The sequence below is a fragment of the Vibrio olivae genome (assembly GCF_042428525.1).
Taxonomy (GTDB): domain Bacteria; phylum Pseudomonadota; class Gammaproteobacteria; order Enterobacterales; family Vibrionaceae; genus Vibrio; species Vibrio olivae.
The window spans coordinates 234,409-254,143 of the sequence record NZ_JBHMEP010000002.1 but is presented as its reverse complement, the minus strand read 5'-3'; the positions used below and the strand labels follow the sequence as shown (position 1 = coordinate 254,143).

16 protein-coding genes, 1 pseudogene and 1 riboswitch are annotated in these 19,735 nt (G+C 47.1%); of the genes and pseudogenes, 4 read left to right on the top strand and 13 right to left on the bottom strand.

From position 1 onward, the window contains the following. The first annotated feature begins 49 nt into the window (after nt 1–49). Both ACFFUV_RS10995 and ACFFUV_RS10990 read left to right on the top strand, forming a co-directional pair. Nucleotides 50–1,915, top strand: a complete 1,866-nt coding sequence (locus tag ACFFUV_RS10995; RefSeq protein ID WP_390192424.1) for a DUF294 nucleotidyltransferase-like domain-containing protein — start codon at nt 50–52, stop codon at nt 1,913–1,915. 4 nt (nt 1,916–1,919) lie between these two features. Continuing rightward, on the top strand, nt 1,920–2,630 hold the full coding sequence (locus ACFFUV_RS10990; protein ID WP_390192422.1) for an exonuclease domain-containing protein: 711 nt from the start codon (nt 1,920–1,922) through the stop codon (nt 2,628–2,630). Here ACFFUV_RS10990 and ACFFUV_RS10985 read toward each other — a convergent pair. From ACFFUV_RS10985 to ACFFUV_RS10945, 9 genes and pseudogenes are all read right to left on the bottom strand, one after another. Continuing rightward, a complete protein-coding gene (locus ACFFUV_RS10985) occupies nt 2,627–4,033 on the bottom strand; it encodes an ATP-binding protein (protein ID WP_390192419.1) in 1,407 nt (468 codons plus the stop codon). The two genes, ACFFUV_RS10990 and ACFFUV_RS10985, sit on opposite strands and share 4 nt — an antisense overlap. Continuing rightward, complete coding sequence (locus tag ACFFUV_RS10980) at nt 4,023–4,679, bottom strand: response regulator (RefSeq protein WP_390192415.1); 657 nt, start codon at nt 4,677–4,679, stop codon at nt 4,023–4,025. The genes ACFFUV_RS10985 and ACFFUV_RS10980 overlap by 11 nt, the downstream gene beginning before the upstream one ends. Before the next feature lie 3 nt (nt 4,680–4,682). Next, a complete protein-coding gene (locus tag ACFFUV_RS10975) occupies nt 4,683–5,318 on the bottom strand; it encodes a tetratricopeptide repeat protein (protein WP_390192412.1) in 636 nt (211 codons plus the stop codon). Between the two features lie 10 nt (nt 5,319–5,328). Further along, on the bottom strand, nt 5,329–6,192 hold the full coding sequence (locus ACFFUV_RS10970; RefSeq protein WP_390192409.1) for an SDR family oxidoreductase: 864 nt from the start codon (nt 6,190–6,192) through the stop codon (nt 5,329–5,331). A 10-nt stretch (nt 6,193–6,202) separates the two neighbouring features. After that, nucleotides 6,203–6,886, bottom strand: a complete 684-nt coding sequence (locus ACFFUV_RS10965; RefSeq protein WP_390193280.1) for an iron-containing redox enzyme family protein — start codon at nt 6,884–6,886, stop codon at nt 6,203–6,205. Nucleotides 6,887–7,384: 498 nt separating this feature from the next. After that, a pseudogene (locus ACFFUV_RS10960) lies at nt 7,385–8,362 on the bottom strand (AMP-binding protein); the annotation flags it as partial. Then, on the bottom strand, nt 8,362–8,979 hold the full coding sequence (locus ACFFUV_RS10955) for a thermostable hemolysin (protein WP_390192406.1): 618 nt from the start codon (nt 8,977–8,979) through the stop codon (nt 8,362–8,364). The pseudogene ACFFUV_RS10960 and the gene ACFFUV_RS10955, both read right to left, overlap by 1 nt. A 119-nt stretch (nt 8,980–9,098) precedes the next feature. Beyond that, complete coding sequence (locus ACFFUV_RS10950; protein WP_390192405.1) at nt 9,099–10,898, bottom strand: SgrR family transcriptional regulator; 1,800 nt, start codon at nt 10,896–10,898, stop codon at nt 9,099–9,101. Nucleotides 10,899–11,202: 304 nt separating this feature from the next. Then, nucleotides 11,203–12,927: an amidohydrolase gene (locus tag ACFFUV_RS10945; protein WP_390192402.1), complete on the bottom strand. Its 1,725-nt coding sequence runs from the start codon at nt 12,925–12,927 to the stop codon at nt 11,203–11,205. Between the two features lie 302 nt (nt 12,928–13,229). On the opposite strand from ACFFUV_RS10945, the gene ACFFUV_RS10940 reads away from it, so the two are divergent. After that, nucleotides 13,230–14,660, top strand: a complete 1,431-nt coding sequence (locus ACFFUV_RS10940; protein WP_390192398.1) for a coniferyl aldehyde dehydrogenase — start codon at nt 13,230–13,232, stop codon at nt 14,658–14,660. 84 nt (nt 14,661–14,744) lie between these two features. Beyond that, nucleotides 14,745–14,907, top strand: a riboswitch (FMN riboswitch). Between the two features lie 92 nt (nt 14,908–14,999). After that, nucleotides 15,000–15,656 carry a 3,4-dihydroxy-2-butanone-4-phosphate synthase gene (gene ribB / locus ACFFUV_RS10935; protein ID WP_390192395.1) on the top strand — a complete coding sequence of 219 codons (657 nt, stop codon included), beginning with the start codon at nt 15,000–15,002 and terminating at the stop codon, nt 15,654–15,656. A 66-nt stretch (nt 15,657–15,722) separates the two neighbouring features. Here ribB and ACFFUV_RS10930 read toward each other — a convergent pair whose 3' ends face one another. The 4 genes from ACFFUV_RS10930 to ectA form a co-directional block, all read right to left on the bottom strand. Next, nucleotides 15,723–17,156, bottom strand: a complete 1,434-nt coding sequence (locus ACFFUV_RS10930) for an aspartate kinase (RefSeq protein WP_390192392.1) — start codon at nt 17,154–17,156, stop codon at nt 15,723–15,725. Nucleotides 17,157–17,249: 93 nt separating this feature from the next. Beyond that, nucleotides 17,250–17,636 carry an ectoine synthase gene (locus ACFFUV_RS10925; protein WP_390192387.1) on the bottom strand — a complete coding sequence of 129 codons (387 nt, stop codon included), beginning with the start codon at nt 17,634–17,636 and terminating at the stop codon, nt 17,250–17,252. Nucleotides 17,637–17,645: 9 nt separating this feature from the next. Then, nucleotides 17,646–18,911: a diaminobutyrate--2-oxoglutarate transaminase gene (ectB, locus tag ACFFUV_RS10920; RefSeq protein ID WP_390192383.1), complete on the bottom strand. Its 1,266-nt coding sequence runs from the start codon at nt 18,909–18,911 to the stop codon at nt 17,646–17,648. A 62-nt stretch (nt 18,912–18,973) separates the two neighbouring features. After that, the gene (gene ectA / locus ACFFUV_RS10915) at nt 18,974–19,513 is read right to left on the bottom strand and encodes a diaminobutyrate acetyltransferase (RefSeq protein WP_390192381.1); all 540 of its coding nucleotides are present in this window, start codon (nt 19,511–19,513) and stop codon (nt 18,974–18,976) included. Nucleotides 19,514–19,735: the final 222 nt, after the last annotated feature.

The following is a 19,735-nucleotide window of genomic DNA, read 5'->3' as shown; positions in this document are numbered from 1 at the left end:
TGCATTATGATGTTAAATAAAACGTCGTTTTAATATTATTGAGGTTCTTATGGGTACGTCGGTTACTCCCAACATCTACGATTTTCTTATTCGCTTAGACCCATTTGATAAGTTGCCAAACGAGATTGTGCGCCATTTATCAAACACAGTGAAAGTGAAATATCTAACTGAGGGTGAGGAAATTGAGTTCAGCTCCAGCTGTGAACAGCGGTATCTTTATATCATTCGCACTGGCGCGATTGAGCAGCGTATGCCCACTGGTGCATTGCGTGCCCGTTTAGGTGAAGAAGACCAATTTGGCTTTACTTTCCTCGAGCCGTTGACCAACGCCGAAAATGGATACCGAGCAGTATCGATTGAGGATTCGTTACTTTACCTGATTCCTCACCAAGAGCTTATTCAAGTTTGTGATAGCCATCCTGAGTTTGCCGATTATTTTGCGGCGCAAGCGCAAGTGCGTTTGAGTTCGGCGATAAAACACGTGGCGACCAAAGAAGAAAAAGGGCTGTTTTTTCGCACTGTAGGTGAGATTGCCAGTGAAAATATCGCCATCGTTGACCTAGAGATGTCGATTCGCGAAGTGGCGTATGCGATGTGCAATGACCAGCGTAGTTCATGTGCGGTGGTTAAGCGCGGGGAAGAAATCGTTGGGTTGATCACCGACCGCGATATGACGCGTGGTGTTGCGGCCGGAATGGACACTTCGCTCTCGGTTTCGCAAGTGATGACGCCAAACCCTGTATTGATACAGGCAGAGGATAAGGTCATTCAGGCGGTGTCTTTAATGCTGCAATACAATATTCGTTGTTTACCCGTGCTAAAAGGCAGCGATGTCGTCGGACTGATTACCACCACACACTTGGTCCACGGCCACCGCACGCAATCGCTATTTTTGATTGAAAAAATTCGCTATGCCGGGTCGGTGAACGCATTAGCCAATTTGCGAGATGAGCGTGAGGTTATTTTCCAAGCTTTGGTTGAAAGTGGCGTGAGCGCGGAAATTCAAGGTAAAGTGATGTCGATGATCATGGATGCTTTCACGCGTCGTTTGATTCAACTGTCACAAGAGGTTCTAGGCCCTGCACCTTGTGAGTTTGTATGGATGGTTGCGGGCTCACATGCGCGTAATGAAGTGCATATGCTGTCGGATCAAGACAACGCGATCGTGCTTAGCGATGATGTGACCGAAGATCACCGTCTCTACTTTACGCATTTGGCGATGCGGGTGTGCAATGGGCTAGCGGCCTGTGGTTACCCGCTGTGCGACGGAAAATACATGGCCGCGTCACCAAAGTGGTGTCAGCCGATTTCACGTTGGAAAGAATATTATCAAAAATGGGTCTCCAGTCCGGAGTACAATAAGCTGCTGAGTATTAGTGTGTTTCTTGAAGTGCGTGCGATTTATGGCAACGCTGATTTTGTCGACCAAATTCAGCAGCATCTGCACCATTGTATTCAAGACAGCGCGAACTTTTTACCAGCGTTGGTGAAGGATGCCATCGACACGCAACCCCCACTGGGGATCTTCAACAACTTGGTGTTGGAGAAGGGCGGTGAAAACAGTAATACCCTTAATATCAAAAAGTATGCGCTCAATTTGATCATCGATTTAGCGCGTATTTTTAGTCTCTCGGCGGGCGGTTCATTGACCGGTACCGAAGAGCGCTTTCGCTACGCCGCAGAGCACGGCAGTATGTCTCAAGACAGCTGCGATAACATTATTGGCGCTTATCGCTTTATTACTCAAGTGCGTTTTCGCCACCAATTGGATGCGATTAAGCAAGGTTTAGAGCCCAATAATCATATTAAACCAGACAGTTTTAGTAGCTTTGAACGCAAGCATTTAAAGGATGCGTTTAAAATCATCAGTGAAATGCAGGACGTAGCCAAATTACGTTTCTTAAAAGGGAATTAATCGGATGTTTGAGAGGTTGTTTAAGCGCTGGGATAAAAAGTTATCCCCCGAAGCGGTTCGGCAAAAAACGCTGTTGGAGCCGGATTGGGATGGCGGCTTCAAACAATACTTCTCAACCCCTTTACCTAATATTCACGCCTCGCTCAAAGAGGTCGAGTTGATCGCGCTCGATTTTGAAACGACAGGCGTGGATGTGGATGAAGATAAAATTCTCTCCATTGGCTTAGTTCCGCTAACCGTCAATGATATTGATGTCGGTCAGACCCAAGAAATTTTGGTCAACAATGGGCAGTTCGTGAAAGCGGCAAGCGCAGAAGTTAATGAGCTGACCCCAAAATTACTGGCGGATGGCGTCGATATTCGCCAAGCCATGTCCCAGCTGTTTTCCTGTTTAGCCGGTAAAGTTATCTTGGTTCACGGCGCGAGTATTGAACGAGCTTTCATCGAACGTTATGCCGAGGAATGTTACCGCTGCGATGCGTTTCCTGCATTTTTTTTAGATACGCTGCAACTTGAAAAGCGTTTTAGCTACCAGGGGCGCACTGGCGCTCATCCCAGCTATCAATTGAATGACTTGCGTACCTATTATGGGTTACCCAATTATCACTCACACTCGGCGGCGAGTGATGCGCTTGCGTGTGCAGAGCTGTTTACGGTGCAATATAAGAAGCTTCTCAGCACCACCAAACTCGAACTCAAAGACTTGGCGGTTTAAGGCGCGAAAAAACGCACTTCAAAAATATTGAGTTCGTTTGTCCTTGGTAAGAGTGTAACTTGCCCGTTGTGAAGCAGGGCAATATCACGCACGATCGACATGCCAAGCCCGGCGCCATCCCCTTGCTCCGTATTAGCGCGGTAAAAGTTATCAAACAACTTAGCTCGAGTTTCTGCGCTGAGGTTTGGGCCATTATCCGCAACGTGTACTTTTAAGCCTTGGTCATCAGTGTCGATGGTGACTTTGATCTCACAGCCTTCTCCAGCGTAGCGTATTGCGTTATCCAGTAAATTTTTAAACAAGACTTCGAGCAACATTTCGTCGCCCATGAGTGTGCCGCTCCCCCCCACAAACTCCAGCGCTTGATGTTGCTTTAAAGCGAAGGGAGCCAACATCGCCATTAAGCGTTTGATTAATATATCGAGTTCGATTTGTTTGCTCTCAATGTGCGAAGTGCTCTCAACTTTCGCTAGAGTTAACAGTTGATGGATTAGTCGGTCTGTGCGGTCGATGCCTTTGAGGATATTGTTGAGGTCGTTATCCAACTGCTGACGGTTTTGGCTGCTCAGTGCATTTTCTGCATTGAGCCTGAGTACAGTCAGCGGCGTTTTTAGTTCATGCGCTGCCATGCGCGTAAAGCGCTTTTCGCGCTGCCATGCCTGAGACAACTGCTCTAACATATTGTTTAGCGAATCAACCAGCGGAGACAATTCTTGAGTCTCATTGGCGACAACAATTTTATCAAGACGATGGGCACTGCGCTGGGCAATTGCCACACGTAACTCAGAGATAGGCTGAAAGTTTTTACCAATCAGCAGCGTAATCATAAAAGCCAAACAGGGAATCAAAATGATTTGCGGCAGGGCGGTTGATAAGGCGATTTCATCAATAATTTCATCACGTATGCTTTGCTTTTCAGCAACGATAATGTGGGTGCCGCGTTGGTCATTGAGTGGCAATTGGAATGAGCGCCATAAGCGCTGTTGATTGTGAAAATACCCAAAACCTTGGCTGTCGACTTGGTGCTCAACTTCGCCCATTTTATTGTCAGAGCTCCACAGCAGTTCACCTTGTTGGTAGAACTGAAAAACGATGTTTTGTTCATAAGGGTGTCCATACTGAGTGGGCCCGTCATCGTCATCTGGTGCTAGGCGGTGAATGTCTTGCATCCAACGTTCGAACGTCTGTTGATAAGAGGTTTGGTCTGATTGAGTACTGAGTAAGCTGTAGTTGAGTAACAGCAACTTGGCCGACTGCCCTAGCCGTGCGTCATACACTTCTTTGATTTCATGGCGCGCCGATGCAAAGCTGAAAAAGAGGGTGATCACGATCAATAGGGTGGAGAGTAATACCACAGAAAGGGTTAAGCGGCGTTTTATCGAAAAAGGGAGTTTACTTTTCAATGATATATCCTATACCGCGAATGTTTTTGATAAGGTCGCCAGAGACTTTTTTACGCAAGTTGTGGATATGAACTTCAATCGCGTTATCACTGGCGGTCTCGTCCCAGCCATGCACAGATTGCTGGAGTTGTTCTTTGCTCATGACGCGTCCAGCATTGGTCATCAAGCTAGCTAAAATCTTAAACTCGTTCTTGGTGAGTTTGAGTCGCTCCCCATCGAGTTTGACCGACTGCTCGGATAAACACAAACTCAGTCCACCTAGCTGAATTTGCTCTTGAGCGCTGCCAGATTGGCGACGAATTAATACGCGAAGCCGTGCCAATAGTTCTTCTAGGGCAAAAGGTTTACCCAAGTAATCATCGGCGCCGCCATCTAATCCTTTGACTCGGTCATTGATGTCATCGCGAGCAGTTAAAATCAGTACGGGCTGAGTAAAATTGGCATCCCTTAAGCGCTTCAAGACTTCAAGCCCATCGATATCGGGTAAAGTAAGATCAAGAATGATGGCCGTGAACATTTCCATACGCAGCGCTTCGACCACACCGCCTCCGCGTTCTAGCCAATCGACAGTGAACCCGTGACGACTGAGCGATGTCATCATGGACTCGCCCAGTAATTTATCGTCTTCGATGAGTAATAGACGCATTGGTTATTGTAACTCCTTTAACTTCGCCGCGATTTCTTGTTGTCGCCCTTGGTCTGCGAGCGGACGTTCGGCTCGAGGTGGCGCTTTCTGGGCTCGGGTTAAGTATTGAATCGCTTCTTTTTTCCGCCCATCCTCAGCGAGGAAGTCGCCATAAAAATAGTTGGGATCGATACCATTTGGATTAATGGCTAAGGCCTTTTTAAGCATGTGTTCGGCTTTGTCGTCATCGCCAAAACCCACTGGCCATCCCGGTACCTTATAGTATAGCGAACCTAAACTCGTGTATGCGGAGCCATCAAGCGTTTCTGGCGCTTGATCAATAACTTGCTCTAAAAGGTCTTTGGCTTCTTCGACTAAAGAGAGCGCGCCAATACCACCTTGGGCGCCGGCTAAGGAGCTTTTATTGATGGCTAGCCACACCTTAAGATCAGCGCGTGTCGGCGCCGAATTCAAAGCCTGTTGATTGCGTTTGATTAGCTGCTCAAAACAGTAAATTTGCTGTTTTTCTTGTGAGCGCTGGTATTGGCATTGTGCCCATTTTTTCTGAATGGTGACCAAAGGATCAGCGCTGGCTTGTGCCGCGTTGGTGAACAATGCGCTGCTGAGTAGTGTGATGAAAGGGATCCATAGACGAGTCATGTGCGCCTCCTTACAAGTGTTTTTCGGCAGAAGTCAATGAAGCATTGAGCTTAACGTCGTGATGATGGCCTAACGGTGTTTGGGTGAGGCAATCATGAATAACGCTTTGGTGTTTACGAATGGCGTTCGAGACTAAGCTTGGGAACCACTGGTTAATTTTAACCAACAGTTTTTCTGGCCATCCCAGCCAGCGTGTGGCCTGCTCGTGTTGTAGCATCTCGACAAGTTGCTGAGCGACCACCTGAGGCGAATCACTGTGATTGCCCAGTTTTTTATTCATGGCTTGTACTGCAGCGCTATTAAGGTCGGTGTCAGTGGCTCGCGGCGCAAGATAAAGTACGTTGATCCCCGCCCCATCAAGCTCTCGGTTTAAGGCTTCGCTAAAACGATGCAGGCCTGCCTTCGCGGCGCAGTAACTGGTATAGCCAGGGTAACCAATGGCGCCAAATGTGGAACCGACATTAAGGATCAATCCTGGGCGTTCCAGCCATTGCATCGCCATTTGGCTGAGCAAAATCGGTGTGAGCAAATTGAGGTTCAGTTCCGTTTCCAAAGTGTCATGACTGCGTTGAGATAAAAATTGGAACTGATTACTGCCAGCATTATTTATCACGACAGAGAGGCGTTTCCCTTGTTGCTGCCAATGTTCAACCTGTTGATTCAACGCACATCTTCCTGCGCGGGTGGTCAGATCCGCACTCAGCGTAGTGTGAACATCAGGGTTGGGTAGGCGAGCAATGAGCGCCTCAATTTTTTGCTGATTGCGTGCAACAAGCAGCAACCTCGCCCCTTGCTCTGCGAGCGATTGAGCAGCTTGTTGGCCAATACCACCAGTGGCTCCAGTGAGCAAAATTCGTTTATTGTTCAGGTCCATCATCGACTCCTTATGCGGCTAATTCGCGAGAGTTTTCGGTTAGGCCATAAAGCATTTGTCCATACAGTGAGAACACCATGTTGGCGGAATCGATGACCGCCTGCTGATCGCTTGGATTGGTGATTTGATTCATCAATGTTTCGAAAAACTGAATGTGGTCGGCATCTAATACACTGTGTGAAGTAAGGTAACTCATGGCGTCATTCCCCAAACCAAGGTGGGTTTGAATTAGCTCAGCCATGGCGCCGCCAACACCGACACTGGTTCCTTCCAATACCCAAACCATGCCAAACAGAGCCATCGGATTGCCCCGGTCTATTTGGTGATAGAGATAGGCCACCATTAATTCAATCTCTGGGCTAACACGGCCTTCTAAACGGTTATCACGTACATGTTGTGCATTGGCACCGCAGGCGGTTAAATCATTAAGAATCCATTCGTGGTGGCCTTGCTCTTCTGAAATATATTCGCCGATCGCGGCACGTAACCACTCATCATTCATCGACAGTTTTCCTCCACATGCCATTAGCAGAGGAACCGTATGTTTCACGTGATGAAAGGCCTGAGTAAGAAAGTCACAGTACATGGCACGGCTAACTTTACCTTGCTGACAAGCTTGAAATATCGGAGCTTGCAACATGTGCTGCTGCGCGGTTTGGGTTTGCTGCTTTAATGTCTCAAAAAATGGTGTCATGTGGATTTCCTCTCTGTTTTGCTCCATTGCGTTCAATGTTTTCACTGTGACAAACGCTGGTGGTGTTAGTGCCCATTGTTCAAATTGGTGGCGAATAGGGCGTCCATTGGTGGTGTAGAGGTTGGGTAACTGAGCGATTTTCGCGCTGTAGATCACACGATTAATGTGTGCGTAATCTGGCAGTGTTTGGTTTAGTTTGGCGATAGGCGACGTCATCTCTTTATCGCTGCAGATTACCGCGGTTAAACAAGATTGCGCGTCACCAACCACCACAATGGGTGTGCCGAGTAGCCATTTTTGTGCGGTGGTTTCAATCCATTCTGGTGAAATGTTGCGCCCAAAGCTGGTGATGATTTGATTCTTTTTCCGCCCCCAAAGGGTGACAAACCCGTGCTCATCGATATCGGCTAAATCGCCTGTCGGATACCACTCGTCATTAAACGGTTGGTCGATGTAGCCAAGGGCGGTATTCCCTTTGACCCAGACTTCGTTATCGCTTGCGATGTGCAGTTCTAGGTGGGGTAGCACTTTGCCGCAACTGCCCGGTTTGAATTGAGTGGGGGTGTTAAGGCATACCACGGATGCACATTCAGATAAGCCGTAACCTTCATATACGGGAATACCAAGCTGGTGAGCATGTTCGATCCACTGTGCTGCGACGCTCGCGCCGCCAACAGCAACAAAACGCAGTGATGCGACCAATGCCGGGTTGTGCTCCGCGATCTTTACTAAAGCCATTAACAGCGCTGGCGTTAAAACCAAGCTGTGTGGTGCAACCTGATGCAGCATGCTTGCAAACATGGTTGGGTCAAATTGGCTTGACCCAATGAGACCGACTTGCGTGCCTTGATAAATATAACTGGTGACTCCGAGAGTAATTGGTACGTAAACGCCGGTGATATTTTCCAGCAGGGTCGACAGCGGGAGCAAAACCAAATGTTTTTCGATCTCTGTCGCGAGGCTATCGGCTAAACTCTGAGTGACGGTATTAAGCTGTGCTCGACTAAGGCAAACACCTTTTGGTGTTCCTGTGGAGCCAGATGTAAAAGTCACCTTGCAGGTGCCGTTTAAGCAAGCGGCTTGGCGGGGATTGGGATAAGCAACGCAGGCAAAACCACACAGCGAGTCGCGACTTGGCTCACCGTATTCAGGCCAGTCGCCAATTAACCAATCCACCCCTGCGCAGTCAAGAGCATGAGTGACTTGTTGCTGTGAGAAAAACGTCGGAATTGGCAGTAAGTTGAGATCACTGGAGAGCGCCGCGAGATCAAGTACCGCCCAGTCGACACTATTTTCCGCGCGCAGCGCAATGCAGTGAGAATTAAGCTGTTTTAATTGCTTAGCCGTATATTGAACTCGTAGCCACAGCTGTGCATAGCTTAAGCTAAGCTCACTGCCTTGTGCATCGTGACCAACTAGTGCCGGCCTCTCGGGTCGCAGCTTGGCCCAATCACTAAGCTTAGAGAGTATCGTCATTAGCGTTCTCCTACTGCGTGGCTGCGGCTCGATGCTAAACGTGCGTTAAGATGGGCTAATCCAGACACCAAATGGCCAGCGACGATTCGTGGCTGATGTTGATAGTAATTACCCCAAATTGAAGTCGCATCGGGAATGCGGTTTGGGTTGGCGTCTGCAATCGTCACCAAGGAAAGACCAAAACGTTTCATCATGGCATACAGCGGGTCGGTGGCCGTAAAGATGCACCATTGGTAGTTACGAGCCACTAAGGCTTGAGCGACCAAGAAAAAGTGCACGAGTGACAAGCCCTTATTGAAAGAAGCAAGCTGGCCAAATTCAACCAATTGCTCACGTTTAACTGCGGTTGAAAACTGCTGGCTGACAATGACGTCTGCAGGGATGTCGAGGTACTGCTCAAGAAACAATTCACCACTCTGTGCGCCGCGAAAGCCACACAGTGACACAAATTCTTGCTCTTTCATTAATGCCATAAACGCTGGCATGTAATCATTTAGCTGAGCATCAAACGCTTTGGCGTAACGTTCATGAATGTAGTGCTTGGCTTGGTTCCATTGGCAGTGATTAGTATCAATAATGTCAAGATAAAGACCATCAACTGAGAATAAGTTTTCCATTGGACTCTCCTTTACTGGATTAAGGAGAGGTTATCCAAACTAACTTAAGGAATACTTAAGAAAGGCATCTTGTGACCATGATGGTTATCAAAAAGAGATTTTGCCTAATATAGAGAAGGTTAACGACTGCCTGCACTCCATACATTTTTAATGTCAGGCCAGCCCCAGTTAGTGAGGGCGACGTCATTGAGTACGTCTTGAAAACGCAGTGTTTGGCGGTGATGAAACATTGGGATCATCCAGGATTCATTGATCAGTGCAGAAGCGATTGGCTCCAATGCTTCAAGGTAATCGTCCAAGCAATGATTCGCGCGAACGTTAAACAGTGAATCGGTTAACCACTGGCTGGCTTGGGGGCCAAGCGCATAATGCAGGACAGGGTTATCAAGTAGACAACTGAACGCGGAGGCGTGGCGGTTGTCATCGAGATTCATGTTGGTGACGATCAGCGTTTCATCGAGTGTTTTCTGGCGAGCATGCTGAGACAACTCTCGAAACGAATAGACAGTGATTGACACCCTGATGCCTAGCTGTTCGAGCAAACTCTTTACTGCGTGAGCACAGTACACCAGTGCTGAATAGTTGTAGACCGCAATTGAAAGTTCAGTAGGCAGGTTGGTCTGCTGAGCGGGTGGGCGTGTAATATCGTGCCATTGTGGCAGCAGATTCATTGCCGTTTCACATTCAAATAGGGTGCCTCGCTTAGCTAATTGCTGATAAATCGCTTGCTGGGAAAGACGATAAGAGAGATAGCGTCTTTGCTCTTCACTCAGTTTGGGCATGGCCGTTTGGTTAAACAGTAGGAACATACAGCCGTCTTCGATTTTACTCTGTTCAATGTTACTGCTGTGACTGTCGCTTTGCGTGGCGGGTGCAATGTAATAATTACAGTTATCGACGGGGACATGATGCGCCTCAGGCTGATTGGTTTCAATTTGCGATACGTGATTATCTTCAGGCCAATGCCAAATGGAGACTTGGTCGGTTAACGCGCGGCACGCGTAGTAGCGCTCAAAGGCATGCAGTTCTAACTTTGTGTGGTCGTGATTATACACTTGGAACGGTCCACTGCCTGTCACCGCGGTATGGGTGGTGTTGTTCACTTGGTTGATGGGCTGAATGCAGTATTTGACGCCAGAAATCAAACCCGCAAAGCCAAGATCAGGTTGGCTCAGTTCGAATTCGACACGGTTTGCCATTGGCGCACTGACATTGACCAAGTGTGCTAACTCAATTTGATAGTTTTCTAACTGAGTGAGTTTGGCAAATAAGCTGACGATAGTCTCAGCGGTAATCGGCGAACCATCATGAAAGGTCAAACTCGGGCGCAAGTAGAAGGTCCAGCGATAATGCTTGGGATCATAATCCCAGTGATGAGCGAGATCGGGCTGTACGTGGCCGTGTTGGTCGCTCGTCACGAGACAACTGTAGATTTGTCGAATCAAGTAACGCTCACTGGAGCGGTGAACTTGATGTGGCACCAAACGCTCAAAAGGACGTTTGTAAGTGAGCTGAATATGCAGGCGTCCTTCGCGCATTGAAGCGCCAGACGTTCGCTGTAACAATCGACCAAATGCGACTTGGTCATGGTCTAAAATTGACAGCGCTTTATCGTACTTTCCTTGCAGAAGTTGCTGTGAAGCAAGTTGGCTCTTAAGCTCATCCAGAGCAATATGTAATGTTAAATCAGACCGCTGGTTGCGTCCGGCTCTCGGTTGCCATTCTAACCAGTTAAGTTGCTGCATTTGATGGAGGAGATTACGTGCATGTCTCGGGCTGGTAAATAAACGTTCGGCAACCAGAGGGAGAGCGGTTTTCGTTGTGTCGCCAATCCCAAACTCAGCCAGCCTCTGGTAATAACGTAAAAGATTTAACTGTGACACTTTGCCTCGCTTATTACTGATATTCCTACTCAACATGCGTCAACTATCATAATTGAATTTCGGAGTGAATAATGAGAAATGTTCACCACAGCTATTTCCTATTTTGTGAGTTTATTGACTGGACTCGGACGTAATTTGCCAAAATTGGCCCAAAAGGGGATTAAATAAAACTGATTTTCTAACTTTTTTGCTTCCGGATTTGGCGTCACAATGTCCATCAGTGGCAGACAAAGATTGATGCTCCTGATACCCCCAATATTGAACATCAAAAACATTGCCCAAAGAAAAACCAGCCTAATTGGCTGGTTTTTCTTTGTTTACAGTGTAAATGAGTGGCAAGTTACAACGCCATATTTTGCCAGATCGGGTGACCATTTTTGATGGTGGTCTGTACTTTTAGCGATCGCAGCTCGAGTGGATCAACCTTGAGTGGGTTTTTATCTAAAATCACAAAGTCAGCCACTTTACCCCGAGTGATGGTGCCTTTGGTTTTTTCCTCGAAGTTTTGATAAGCCGCATAACGCGTCATCGCTTCTAATCCCTGATAGATAGACACTTTTTCTTCTGCACCTAACGAAGCACCTGCACGTGTTATGCGATTGACACTGCTCCACAGGGTCATCAACATATCCGGACGCATTTCAGGTGAGTCGGTATGAAATGTTGCCTGAATACCGGCATCAAATGTCGATTTAGCCGGGTCAAGGTGAGCAGACAGTTGTTCACCAATCGCTGAGTCGTGATAGAAATCGCCAAATAAGTAGATGTGTGTCATTTCATACGAGGGAATAACATGCCATTTTTTCATGTCAGCGATTTGGTCTGGTCGGGTTAATTGCGCCTGAACCATGACTGGCCGCCAATCGCGTTTTTTCACGCCTTTAATCGACTTGATTGCGTTCAAAAACTGATCGCAGGCTGCATCGCCATTGCAATGTGCCTGAACTTGCCAGCGGTTGGCCCAAGCTTGTTTGACTAACTGTTTAACCTGCGCATCGCTGTAGTTAGGCCGCCCTTTAAAGCTAGTGTCCTCACCGTGAGGGGGCATGTGGTAAGGGTGTGTCAGATACGCGGTTTGACCTGCAATTGAGCCATCGAGGTCTAATTTAACTCCACCGAGCCTGAGGTTCGATTGATAGTGATTATAGTGCTTAAAATTAGGCTGCCAGTCTTGGCCAATTTTGTTTAACATCGGATAACTGATGACATCCAAAAACAGGCGGTTTTTTTGCGCGGCATCGCTCAGTAGCGCGAAATCTTGTGGTGTGGTCGAGCTATCCTGAGCCGTTGTAACGCCTTGGCTGGCATAAACGCTCTGCGCATCATCCAACTGTTTTAGTCGTTCACTTTCGGTGTTCATCGGCAAATTGAGCAGCACTGGCCAAAGTGCATTTTCAGCAATGACGCCGTTTGGCTGATTATGTCCATCACGTTGAATGACACCACCATGAGGGTTAGGGGTGTCTGGTGTGATATGGGCAAGTTCAAGCCCTCGAGAATTCAGTGCTCCGATGCGACCTGAAGCATGAAGTAGCAAAATCGGGTGCTGGGTGGACACGGCATCTAATAATTGGCGGTTGGGATGAGAGGGCAAAACGGTGGTGTCATAACCGGTAGCAACAACCCATTCACCGGGTTCTAGGTGTTGGTCTGCGATGTGTTCTCTCAGTGTTTTTTGCAAGCTGGCAAAGTCATCACTGCTGCCATAGGGCGATGCCGCGATATTCGCCATATTGAGTGACATCGCGTATTGAACCAGTTGTCCTTGAGTATCGATAAAGCCGGGTAATAAGGCTTGTCCTTTAAGGTCTACTAAATTGGTCGTGGCTTGACGGAACTCGAGTGCCTTTTGTTGACGACCGGCAAACAGGATTTTTCCATCGGCAACGGCGACGGATTCCACATATTGTGGGAGCTCGCCTTCCATAGTGAGTATGTCTCCACCAAAATAGATGGTATCCGCGGCGGTCACTTGAGTGCTAGCAGATGAGGGGGCCAGTGACTCTTGGTTACAGCCTCCCAATAACGCTAACGTCATGCTCAAAGTAACAACACGCTTATTCATTAATCATTATCCTCATGGTAAATTTCGGCGCTACTCTAGTTAGAGCTTGACGGAATCACTAGTTCATAACTGAGAATTAAGTGTTAACCGACACGTTCTTGACATAATTAACGCCTGTCGAACGTGTTGTCAGAAGCAGACTACTATTAAAATGAGTGGTATGGCTTGGCCGTGAAATTTGGGTTAGTAAAGATGTGAAAAGGTCGCATTATTAATCTAACTGTCTGGCAGCTGGCGCTTTTTCGGCCCGTTAGCTTAAATTAATTCATCATAAATACATCAGTCGATCGGATAGGCGAACTATGGAACGTGTGGTCAATATCAACCGCTGGCAGCGAGAACATGTCAAAACGCAAGTCGACATTCGCCATCTGTTTTCTGAACTTAAAAATCGCTACGCCGCAGACCCATTTCCGGACTACGAGGCGCGTTGTCAGCGGCTTAAGCAACTCCAACATGCGCTTCTTGATTCGCAAAATATCCTCGTTAAGGCGATGAGTGAAGATTATGGTCAGCGCAGTGAATTTGACTCTCTGATCGCCGACGTTTTGCCGTCACTTAATCACATCAAGTACAGCTTGAAACACCTAGCGCGTTGGATGAAACCGAGCCGTCGAAAAGCTGGGTTGCTTCTTGCGCCATCGTCAGTTCGAGTTGAATACCAACCTGTTGGCGTGGTTGGCATTATGGTGCCATGGAACTTTCCTATTTATCTCAGTTTAGCTCCGCTCGTGACGGCATTAGCGGCTGGCAACCGTGTCATGCTCAAACTCAGTGAATACACACCACATACCAACCAAGTGTTGCGTGAGATGTTGGCTGATTTTGATGAACATATCTATGTGATCGAAGGAGATGCGCAGATTGCGGCGCATTTTAGTCAGCTACCTTTTGACCACCTATTATTTACCGGTTCAACGTCAGTAGGCCGTTTAGTGGCGAAAGCAGCGGCGCAAAATCTTACGCCAACGACATTAGAGCTTGGTGGTAAATCCCCAGTGATTATCGCCCATGATGCGGATATCAATCGTGCTATCGATGCCATCATGCTTGGTAAGACGCTGAATGCTGGGCAAGTATGTGTGGCGCCAGATTATGTTTTCGTGCCGCACGGACAAGAAATGACATTTGTTCATCGATTTCGTACTCGCTATCGCCGTTATCTTGCATCGCGTGTCGCCAGACAAACCCAGATTATTAATGAGCAGCAATGGGGGCGGTTGCAGGCCTATTTGCATGACGCGAAACAAAAAGGGGCTGACGTACATGCGATGGGAGACAAACTCAGCGATGAACGATTTATGGCGCCGCATCTTGTCACTGAGGTCAATAGCAATATGTTGTTGATGCAAAATGAGATTTTTGGTCCTATTTTGCCCGTGATTGGTTATCATCAAGTGAGTGAAGCCATCAGTGCCATCAACAGTCGCCCACGGCCGCTTGCTTTGTATTTATTTAGTGAAGATCCTATCTTTCAACGTCAAATTATCGAACAAACCCACAGTGGGGGCATTGCAATCAACGATACCGTGATGCATGTCGCTGCCGAGGATGCGCCGTTTGGTGGTATTGGTGAATCCGGGATGGGTCACTATCACGGTGTTGAAGGTTTTCGACGATTGTCACACGCGAAAACTGTGCTAACTACGCCGAAATGGCTGCCAAGAAGCATGATCATGCTGCGTTTTCAGTCATGGGTTACGAAACTGATACGCTGGCTGTTTGTACGCTAAGCATGTCGTTTTTGAGCTTTTTTCTTGCCAGGGAAAGGAGTACACTAACTTTGTTCGCTTAAATAGAGCGAAATCACATTGTTTAATTGTTCTCAGGGCGGGGCGAAATTCCCCACCGGTGGTAGGTTTCAAGTGGTTCATTGCGAGATGAAATGAAACGAGCCCACGAGCGCTCGATGCGTCGAGGTCAGCAGATCTGGTCAAACTCCAGAGCCGACGGTTACAGTCCGGATGAAAGAGAATAGCAACGGCGTTAAACGTTTAAAGTTTGGCGTAGCTGCGCGTAGTTACACTTCTCTGTTAAGTCGCCCTGATTCTGGTTGTTAGCAGGAGTTCACCATGAATCAGTCATCACTACTTGCCGAATTTGGCGATCCTATTACTCGGGTTGAAAATGCGCTTGCCGCGTTGCAACAAGGCCGGGGTGTCCTATTACTCGATGATGAAGATCGAGAAAACGAAGGCGATATTATCTGCGCCGTTGAAAGTTTAACTCAAGAGCAAATGGCGTTAATGATCCGTGAAGGCAGCGGTATCGTGTGTCTTTGTTTAACCGATGAACAAGCCAATAAGCTGCAGTTGCCGCCGATGGTTGAAAACAATAACAGCGCCAATCAGACGGCATTTACTGTTTCAATTGAAGCCAAGGTGGGGGTTACGACAGGAGTTTCTGCGACTGACCGTATTACTACGTGTAAAACCGCGGCCAATCCGAATGCTCGTCCTGAAGATTTGGCGCGCCCTGGTCACGTATTTCCGCTACGTGCACGCGCTGGTGGTGTATTAACGCGTCGTGGCCATACTGAAGGGACCGTCGATTTAATGCAAATGGCGGGGTTGCAATCAGCAGGCGTATTGTGCGAAGTGACCAATCCAGATGGTACTATGGCTAAAACGCCTGAAATTATCGCGTTTGGTAAATTGCATAATATGCCAGTGCTGACGATCGAAGATATGGTGGTTTATCGTACTCAAAACGAAGCATTGACGGCCTGAGTGTCTTGGGGTCATAAAAAAACAGCGCCTTTTGGCGCTGTTTTGGTTTGATAAGGTTTCTACCTCTTACGCGGCACACACTGCTTTTTCTTTACGTGGCGCAATACTTGGCGCTTTGAAGAAGGCTTCATGTAGCGCACAAATCGCGGCCTCATAACTCTCATCATTGACGACGTACTGCACGTTGACATTACGCATCGAAGAGTGAACTGCAATTGGGGCAATGTCTTTATCCATCAATGCCAGCACACCTTTGCTTAATGTCGCGTTGGTGTTGATTGATGCACCAATCGCGGAAATCATCGCGACCATACACCCAGTGATGGTTGATTTCGGGAACGCTTTTTCTGATTTATACAGTAAATGATTTAAGCTTTCCGTATTGCCACTCACGTAGTAGGTGATTGAGTTGGCGTTCATTTCTTTTCCAACCAGCTGTACACGAGCATCGGCGATCAGCGCCATCATTTCATGACTCACGTTGTCCGCTTCACCGACCATGGCTTGGTCGAAAATATGCAGAGCAAATACTTTGTTTTTGCCAGCAATAATTTCAATTTTATCGCGCTCAGGTTGATACTGCTGTGAAATAAGCGTCCCTGGGTGTTCCGGCTCAAACGTATTTTTGATTTGCAGCGGAATGTCTTGTTGGCGCAGACCTGATGCGGCGTTAGGGTGAATGGCTTCCATCCCTAAATTGGCCAGTTGGTCGGCAACATCAAAGTTCGTTTTGCCAATCGGCAATACGTTTTCTGGGCCAACGACACGAGGGTCGGCGCTACTCAAATGATACTCTTTGTGAATGACGGCTTGGTCAGCCCCTGTGATACAAGCAACTCGACTGAAGGTCATCTCGCTATAACCGCGGTCATAGGTTTTCATCAAACCCTCGTCGCAGTATGCATAACCAGTGACGATAGGCAGTTCACGAGTCGTATCTACATCTTTAAATGCATGCTCAATCACGCTGTCTAAGTCGCCGGTTAACTTATCATCCCAACCGGACAAATCGATAAATCGCGCATTCACGCCAAGAGTTTTTAGCTTCAGTGCAGTATTGTAGGCACTGTGCACTTCACCGATTGAAGATAAAAACTCTCGAATTTGAGGCAAGTATTGACGAAGAGAGAATTGTCCGTACTGACACGTATCCAAAATGTTGCTCACACAATTGATTGCTTCGCTGATTCGAGCGCGAATAAATTTATCTGCACGAATACGGTTAACAGGGTCAGCAAATAGGTTTTCGTTGATCAGCAACATGCGCTGTTCAAGATCCGCCATGGCTTGCTTCCACTGCTCGTCGCGTTGAGCGATATAACGATAAACACCGGCTTTACCTGTGCGTTTACATTCCAGTAAACCGTCGGTAATGCCACCATACGCAGAGACAACAAATACGCGGTTATAAGGGTTATTCGGACGTAAAATAATGTTATCAAGTACAGCGTCAAACGCTGACATTGACGTACCGCCAATCTTTTCAACGGTATAAGTCATGTTCATTTCCTTTTTTATGGCAGTAAAGAAGGAGGCTGATTATTCAGCCTCTCTATTAAGCTCAGACTCTAAGGTCTGATCGAAGGCAAGAACTTAGTCAACCAGCGGATAGACACCGCTTTCATCATGTGTTTCAGCACCGGTCAATGGTGGGTTGAAGACACAAGCCATCACCATGTCAGTGCCTGGCTTCGCACGCAGATAGTGCTCATCATGTTTGTCCAGCATATAGAGTGTGCCAGGTGCGATAGGGTAAGTTTCACCACCCACCACTTCAATCTCACCTTCGCCTGACATGCAGTAGACGGACTCTAAGTGATTTTTATAGTGAATGTGCGTTTCCGTCCCTTTGTAAATCGTCGTGATGTGGAACGAAAAGCCCATTTTGTCGTCTTTAAGAAGCATGCGAACACTTTCCCAGTTGTCTGCAACAACGCGACGTTCACTGTTTTTACATTCTTCTAGAGTTCTTACAATCATGGTTTTTCCTTAAGATGCTTTTCGTGTGAGTTTTTCAGCAACCGAATCGACTGCTTGTTCGAAAATATGAAGGCCTTGCTCAAGCTCTGATTCGCTAATCGTCAGTGGGCAGAAGAACTTCACTACTTCATCATCTGGACCCGCTGTTTCGATGATCATGCCGTTTTCGTAACAGGCTTTAGAAATATCAGAAGCCATATCACCGTTTTGGCATTCGATGCCCTGCATCATGCCGCGACCTTTACTCCGTACAAACAGAGATGGGTAGCGGCGCAGAGTGCGTTGAATCGCTTTACTTACCTGCTCTGCACGGGCTTTAATGTGTTGTTCAAATTCATCGTTTGCCCAGTAGTTTTCAATGGCTTGGGTTGCCGTTACAAACGCATGGTTGTTGCCACGGAATGTACCGTTATGCTCACCAGGTAACCATTTGTCGAGCTCTGGTTTAAGCAGAACAACGGCCATTGGTAGTCCGTAACCGCTGAGTGACTTTGACAGCGTCACAATGTCAGGTTTAATACCGGAAGGCTCAAAGCTAAAGAAAGTACCGGTGCGGCCACAACCTGCCTGAATGTCATCGACAATCATAAGAATATCGTTATCTCGACAGATTTTTTCTAACTGTTGTAACCATTTATCGCTCGCCGCGTTAAGTCCACCTTCACCCTGAACAACTTCAAGTAGAACGGCAGCAGGCTTATCCAAGCCGCTTGAGTTATCAGTCAGCATGGTTTCAAACAGTGCAAGGCTATCAATACCTGCATAACCTTCATATGGAATACGGGCTGTGCCATTTAATGGCGCGCCATTACCACCACGATGGTGCTGGTTGCCTGTCGCGGCTAAGGCGCCTGCAGTACAACCGTGGAAACCGTTGGTAAACGTAACGATATTGCTTCGACCAGTCACTTTACGAGCCAATTTCATGGCGGCCTCAACGGCGTTGGTACCTGTTGGGCCAGTAAATTGGACTTTATAGTCCAAGTCACGCGGTTTCAGAATGTGCGTGTTGAGCGCAGACAGAAACTCGGCTTTAGCTTCGGAGTGCATATCAAGGCCGTGGGTGATGCCGTCAGCATCAATGTAATCAAGCAATGCTTGCTTAAACACGGCATTGTTATGACCGTAGTTGAGCGACCCAGCTCCGGCGAGAAAGTCTAAATAGCGCTCGCCATCTTTGGTGTATAACCAACAGCCTTTTGCTGATGAGAAAACCACTGGGAAGTTGTTTGAATATGAACGAACCTTTGATTCTTGCTTTTTGAAGATATCCATGTCGGGACCGTTTTTTAACCCTATTTCTGTGTGTGAATGTGTGAGTGAGTTTGAGCACGCCATTAAGAGCGGTTCAAAGGAATGTGATACAAATACTCGGTATCGTGTTTGCCTTTGAAGTGCTGCTCTTCGCATAAAAAGGTGCTCACTTCACCTTGATTGCCATTGGCTTTATCTAGCTTCTTAAACAGGCTCCAAGAGCCTTTGTTGTCATCGGTGATCGTTGTTTCAACGACTCGAATGTCGCCAAGTCCATCACGCATCAAAATTTCTTGCAGCATGTGAAAGGCAAGACCTTTACCCCGATGTCTTGGTGATACTGCCACCTGCCAAATAAATAGCTCATTTGGATGATCCGGTTTTCGATAACCAGAAATGAAACCTGCAATTTCATCATTACATTCGGCAATAACGCAAGTCTGATTGAAATGTTGAGATTGCAAAAAGTTACAGTACGCAGAATTGACATCCAGTGGTGGACACTCAGCGATCAGCCGATGCACAGCATCACCATCTTTAATGTTTGGAGTTCGAAATACCCACTTCTCTTCATCCTTTGTCAGTATTTCTGGGTAGACAACCCATGGCGCGGCAGTAATCATAATTCGACTTTTCCTTTAGAGGTCTAATTAAAATTCCTGGTAAAGGATACATGTCTGAGGAAGATGATCAAGGTTTTATTTTTGAATTTATGACTTTTTTTAGGGTAAGTATTTGATTTTTATTTGATTTAATAATATTAATCTTATGTGAAGAAAATATTAGACCTGTAATCTAATGAGTCGCTCATCAATAGGTAGTATAAAGTGGTTATGGGTAAAAAT